Annotated in this window: 6 protein-coding genes; 1 reads left to right on the top strand and 5 read right to left on the bottom strand. The window is 43.6% G+C overall.

The genetic code is table 11. The annotated features are described in order from the left end of the window. A partial coding sequence (locus tag AB5542_RS05740) for an ATP-binding domain-containing protein (RefSeq protein WP_368243012.1) occupies window positions 1–498 on the top strand: 498 nt, incomplete at its 5' end. 187 nt (window positions 499–685) lie between these two features. On the opposite strand, the gene AB5542_RS05735 is transcribed toward AB5542_RS05740, so the two are convergent. The 5 genes from AB5542_RS05735 to AB5542_RS05715 form a co-directional block, all read right to left on the bottom strand. Further along, window positions 686–2428, bottom strand: a complete 1743-nt coding sequence (locus AB5542_RS05735) for a phospho-sugar mutase (RefSeq protein ID WP_279040086.1) — start codon at window positions 2426–2428, stop codon at window positions 686–688. A gap of 164 nt (window positions 2429–2592) precedes the next feature. Continuing rightward, the gene (gene rplS / locus AB5542_RS05730) at window positions 2593–2946 is read right to left on the bottom strand and encodes a 50S ribosomal protein L19 (protein WP_027200792.1); all 354 of its coding nucleotides are present in this window, start codon (window positions 2944–2946) and stop codon (window positions 2593–2595) included. Between the two features lie 148 nt (window positions 2947–3094). Beyond that, window positions 3095–4792, bottom strand: coding sequence for a dipeptidase (locus tag AB5542_RS05725; protein WP_087420791.1), 1698 nt, complete (start codon window positions 4790–4792; stop codon window positions 3095–3097). 32 nt (window positions 4793–4824) lie between these two features. After that, the gene (locus AB5542_RS05720; protein WP_087420792.1) at window positions 4825–5286 is read right to left on the bottom strand and encodes a DUF4293 domain-containing protein; all 462 of its coding nucleotides are present in this window, start codon (window positions 5284–5286) and stop codon (window positions 4825–4827) included. Between the two features lie 13 nt (window positions 5287–5299). Continuing rightward, on the bottom strand, window positions 5300–6178 hold the full coding sequence (locus AB5542_RS05715; protein ID WP_279040088.1) for a nucleoside phosphorylase: 879 nt from the start codon (window positions 6176–6178) through the stop codon (window positions 5300–5302). Window positions 6179–6187 lie beyond the last annotated feature (9 nt).

Below are 6187 nucleotides of genomic sequence, written 5' to 3'. Positions count from 1 at the left end.
GCGGAGTACGATAAGGTGGATTTTATCGCGAACGGGGATATTGCCACTGTGGAGAAGGTCGGGAAATATAAGGATTTATACGGATTCCATTTTGTCAACACTCGTCTAAGTATTTACGGTTACGAGGAAGAGATCACGGCATGGGTCATGTTGGATACCTTGACCACGGAACAACCTGCATTGAGTTATGAAGATTATCGGCGGTTGTATATGGCCGTGGAAGAGGATTATACAGATATTGCTTCCAAGCAAAAACGGTTTAAGAAAATTCAAGAGAACGAATATTATAATGCCCTGCAAATTAAATTTGCCTATGCAGTCACGTGTCATAAAGCCCAAGGGGGACAATGGGATGCGGTATTTGTTGATCCGGGATGGCTGGGAGAGGATTCTTATGACGATGAGTATTGGCGTTGGCTATACACTGCATTTACCCGGGCCCGCAAAAAATTATACCTGATTAATTTCAAGGATGAGATGATCGAAATGGAGGGGTAAAAGAGAGGTGTCAAAAGTCATTTATTAAACTCCTCCGTCACTTCGTGCCACCTCCTCTATAAACAGAGGAGGAGCTGGTGACTCCTCCCGAAGACAGGGAGTATTTCAGCTCTCCCTCTGTTTATAGAGGGAGTACCCCGAAGGGGGGAGGAAGTTTGAAAAATGACTTTTGACACCTTTATGCTTTTTATTGAAGTTTCAAATCCTTGATAATAGCATCAATACGGGCGTTCGCATCCTGTTGCGCCCGTTCATAGTCATTTATATCTTTCATCTGGGCCCGACCTTCAAAGTAAAATTTAATCTTAGGTTCGGTACCGGAAGGACGAACGGAAATCTTACTACCATCGGCCAAGAAGAATTGCAAAACGTCACTTTTCGTCTCGAAATTGAGGTGCGTTTTTTCTCCGGTTTGTAAATTGGTCGCTTCCAAAGAGAGGTAGTCTTTTTTCAACACAACCGGACTATGATTGATCTCCTTCGGGGTGTTGTGGCGGAACTCTTCCATCATGGCTTTGATCTCTTGCGCCCCGCTTAAACCTTTGCGCACGATATAAATCATCCTCTCTTGTGAGAATCCGTATTTGGCGTAGATTTCCTTGAGGAAAGAGTACAGTGTTTTATTTTGCATCTTTACCCAAGCGGCGATTTCGGCCATTAATGACGTGGCAGAAACCCCGTCTTTGTCCCGGGTAAATGCTCCCGGCATGTAGCCAAAGGATTCTTCCCCGCCACCGATGAATTTCTCCCCGCCTTCTTTGCGGATCACGTCGGCAATCCATTTGAATCCAGTGTACACGTCATAACAGATGATGTGATTCTTTTCTGCAATATCTTTAATCAATTCGGTAGTGACGATGGTTTTTACCGTGTATTCACCACCTTTAAGTTGGTTCAGTTCTTTTTTTCTGCGGATGATGTATTCCGTGAAAATAATATTGGTCTGGTTTCCGTTCAATAGCGTCCATTCTCCCGCGTCATTTTTTACGGCGATACCAATACGGTCCCCATCCGGGTCACAAGCCATAGCCAAATCTGCATCAATTTTGCGAGCCAAGTCTAGAGCCATTTTGAAAGCTGCCGGTTCCTCCGGGTTTGCAGATGCCACGGTCGGGAAATCCCCGTCGGGAATACTTTGCTCCGGTACGGTATGAATGTTCGTGAATCCCCAGTTACGTAAAGAGGCAGGAACAAGTTCGTAGGTAGTTCCATGTAGTGGGGTAAAGACGATTTTTAAATCGTGTTCTTTTTGTATGGCTTCCGGTGAAAGACTTAACGTTTTCACTTTATCCAGGTATTTTTTGTCAAAATCTTTTCCTAAAATGGTGATCATTTCCGGTACTCCTTCGAATTTAATATCCGAGACTTGTACTTTTTTTACTTCATCGATCACGTTCTTATCATGCGGGGGAACGAGTTGCGATCCGTCATCCCAGTATGCTTTATAACCATTATATTCTTTCGGGTTGTGAGAGGCGGTAAGAATAACACCACCTTTGCAGCCTAAGTCCCGGATAGCAAATGACATTTCGGGCGTGGGGCGCAAATCTTCGAACAGGTAAACGTGTATTCCGTTGGCCGAGAAAATATTGGCGGCTGTTTCTGAAAAGAGCCGGGAGTTATGACGGCAGTCATGACCGATACATACGGCTTTTTTTTCATTCGGGAACATCTTGTTGATGTAGTTTGAAAAACCTTGTGTGGCAGCGCCTACCGTGTAAATGTTCATGCGGTTGGTTCCCACTCCCATGATTCCCCGTAAACCACCGGTTCCGAATTCCAGATCGTTGTAAAACGATTCAATCAATTCTGTCGTGTCCGTGTTTTCCAACATGCGTTTTACTTCTTCGCGTGTTTTTTCATCGTATGCCTTGTCCAACCATTTTTCGGCTTTGGCTCGGGCTATTTTTATGATGTCATTATTTTCCATAAGTACTCATTTTATTTACCTTCTTGCAAAGTTAGGATTTTCTTAAATGAATAGTATGGATTTTGGAATTAAATTGTTACGTTTCAACGAAGAAATTTTGAGAAAATGTTTAAATAAAAAAGCCTCGTTTCAAACGAGGCTTTTTTATATGGCTAAAGCTTAAATTAAAATTTCTTCTCTTTAATTTTTGCTTTCTTTCCGGTAAGCTCACGGAAGTAGAAAATTCTGGATCTACGAACAACACCTCTCTTGTTCACCTCGATTGCATGAATGTAAGGAGAATTGAAAGGAATGATACGTTCTACGCCCACGTTACCAGACATTTTTCTAACCGTAAAAGTCTTGGTAGTTCCTGTTCCCTTAATTTGGATAACAACACCTTTGAAAATCTGAATACGTTCTTTGTTTCCTTCTTTAATTTTGTAGTGTACGCTAATGGTATCACCCGTGTTGAATGAAGGAATTTCGATAGCGTTTTCTTGAGCAAAAGCCTGTTCCGCAATTTTAATTAAGTCCATTGTCTTTATTTTAAAAAGTTTATTTATCGAACGCAGTATTACGACTTTTGTCTTTTATGTAAGAGACTACGTACGTTTCAAAATCGAATGGCAAAGGTAGAAAAATAAATATTCCGATGCAAGCATCGGAATATTTATTTTGTAGTGTTTATTCTACCACCTCAAGTTTTTTACCCGTCTGTTCGATAATCATTCGGAGATACCATTCCGGTAAAGCGGGTTGCTCCACTTTCGGGTTTTTCTCTCCCGGGATTGCGGTTTTCACGTTACCATCCATGAATTTGCAGAACAGGTAACCGTAAAAATCTCTCCACGTGTCCACCAGCTGATTTCCCGTGCGACAGGAGAAGTCCGTGATAAATTTAATCGCTGATTCTTTGTCTTGAGCTAACATCTCTTTTGCTCCGGCATCGATCATTTGGACGAAATTCACGTATTGTTGTTCCAGCGCAACTTGTTTTGCACGAATTTCCGGGTGAATCAAGTTATAGCGTGTGTACGCGAAGTTCGTTACTTGGTTGAATACCCAGAAGGCTGCTTTATTGGTGAATTCCATCATGCTGCCGTTACCAACTGCGAAAGCAAAAGGTACTTCCGTGGCTGCTGAATACATCGGGAAATACACGGAACTGGCTGCATCATCAACACCAAACCAAAGGATTCCTCCGATTTCATCGGGTAACCAACTTCTACATTGTGCTACAAATGTGAATCCGGTTTGTTGGGTTGCTGTTGCTCTTTCGTGAACATATTCTTTCCCGTCTACTTTGAAACTCATCGGACGCCATCTGTACGGACATTCGTACGGGCCGGCTCCCATATCCTTGCTCATATCCAGTTCTGTTCCTTCCAGGTGATCGCGCATGAAATCCATCACTTGCATCACGTCTACTTTCTCGCTGGGTTTAATCCATAACGGCATACGGTTGGTTGCGTAACCTTTGCTATCCCGTTGAATGTTTCTTCCCGTGGCGTAATCCCAGTATTGAGCCATGTCCGGGTTCACGGCATTGAAGAATGCCCAGACACGGATTTCACAGGCACGAGCCCCGCTGAAGTCAACCGGAGCGTAAGTATCAGAGAAACTGAAATCTTTATTTTTCCCGTCTTGAGGATAGAATCCTTTTTCTTTCGCGAAAGAGATCACGTCCTTGGAATACACGGTGGTGATATTCGGATCGTAAATCTTGTTCATTTTGTCAGAAGAGATAGAAGTTTTACCTTCTAGCGGAAAAGTCGTGATACGAGCTTGGTTCGCGTGGGCGGAAACATACCCGTCCGGTACCATACGTGCTACCCAAACAGCTCCTTTTTCTCCTTCTCCCTTACCGATGATTTCGATAATCCATACTTCGTTCGGGTCAATGATAGAGATCGACTCTCCACTACTTGCCCAACCGTATTTTTCAATCAAGTCGGTCATTACCACAATGGCCTCACGGGCATTTTTCGCACGTTGTAACGTGATATATATGGCGCTACCATAATCTATAATAGCTCCCGTTTGGGATTCCAGTTCTTTACGTCCCCCGAAAGTGGTTTCGGAAATAGCGAGCTGATGCTCGTTCATGTTTCCTACCACGTTGTACGTGTGGGCTACTTGCGGGATTTTACCCATAAATTTACCGGTGTCCCACTCGTAGACATCGAGCATACTTCCGGCAGGCCAGTCTTGTGCGGGCCAGTGATACAATTCTCCGTATAAAACGTGGGAGTCGGCAGAATAAGTGACCATTGTCGACCCGTCTTTCGTTGCTCCTTTCGTGAATAAAAAGTTCGTGCAGGCCATCGTGTACGTGGTGCAGCAAACAAACGCTAGTGTAACCAGTAAATGTGCTTTTCTCATTTTTAGTTATTGGTTTATGATTATTTTGATAATTATCGAATTCTGTCAAAAGATTTGAGCAATTTGATGTCTTTAAGTATTCCCCTTATGGCCAGGTATGTGAAAATAATACAGATCACGGGCAATATAAGGCTGAATTTATAAAGAATCTCGGCGTTCATTTTGTCCGCGAATTGATTGATGTGATACCACATCAAGATAATGGCACCGATCAATAAGATGATTTCCACGATACATAAACGCAATTGGAGGAAACGTTTTTTAAACAAGAACACGTTCACTAAGGGAACTCCGATCGTGAAAATATTCATGATTAACAAGGCCCAGTAGTGGGCTTGTAGCACGCTGTTTTCTCCAATGAGAACCACGCCATAAGTAAAAAAGTTATAGCTCGCGTCATTCGGGATAAGCAATTGGGCGATCGGCACGTACAACGGAATCGTCATGATGATAGCTACCACGAGCAAGTAAATAGTTTGAATCCTTTGAATCATAATTAATAAGTGATTAACGTATGAGAGAATTTAATGTATATTCAATAAGTTTCTTCATGTGCGGTTTGTAATCGGCCGAGGCATCCCCGTTGGCCCGGTTGGCAATGATCAAGCAAATCGTGGTGGCCCGATGGCCCATAAGAGCGGCCAGCCCGGCAATGGCGGCACTTTCCATCTCGTAATTGACAATTTTGTAATTCCCGAATTCGAAACGGGCAATTTCATCATTCACTGTCGGCATCTCGATCGGTAAGCGAAGCACTCGTCCTTGTGGCCCGTAGAATCCGTTTGCCGTCAACGTGACGCCTTTCACGGTAACGCCTTCCGTGTGTAATTTGTCCACCAGTTCGTCAGATGCTTTTACCGCATACGGGCGGGCTGCTAAGGGTGTCCAGTGACATTCCTTGATAAAGGCCTCCTCGAAAGCGGCATCACATACCATTTCGTTATCCCGGTAGAAACGCAATACCCCGTCTATGCCGAGGCTCATTTCCGAGATCACGAATGAATGTACGGGTACATCTGCCTGCACGGAACCGGAAGTCCCGATTCGTACTATATTTAATGTTTTCTTTTCCGCATTTATTTCTTTGGTGTGCAAGTTGATATTGACCAAAGCATCCAGTTCATTCATCACAATGTCAATGTTATCCGCACCGATTCCGGTAGAGATAACTGACAGGCGGTGTCCCTTGTAATATCCGGTGATGGTACAGAACTCCCGGTCGCTTTTCCTGACTTCTATTTTCTCGAAATACGAGGCAATCATTTCTACTCGGGAAGGGTCACCCACGAGGATCACTTGTTCTGCCAGATCTTCGGGATGAAGGTGGAGGTGAAAGACACTCCCGTCATCGTTCGTGATTAATTCTGATGATTTTATTGGCTCCATATACTGTTT

Origin of the sequence: Butyricimonas sp. RTP31003st1_G1_RTP31003_210430, assembly GCF_040920905.1 — a bacterium.
GTDB lineage: Bacteria > Bacteroidota > Bacteroidia > Bacteroidales > Marinifilaceae > Butyricimonas > Butyricimonas paravirosa.
The sequence above is the reverse complement of the archived record's forward strand: the minus strand, read 5'-3'. Positions and strand labels throughout refer to the sequence as shown.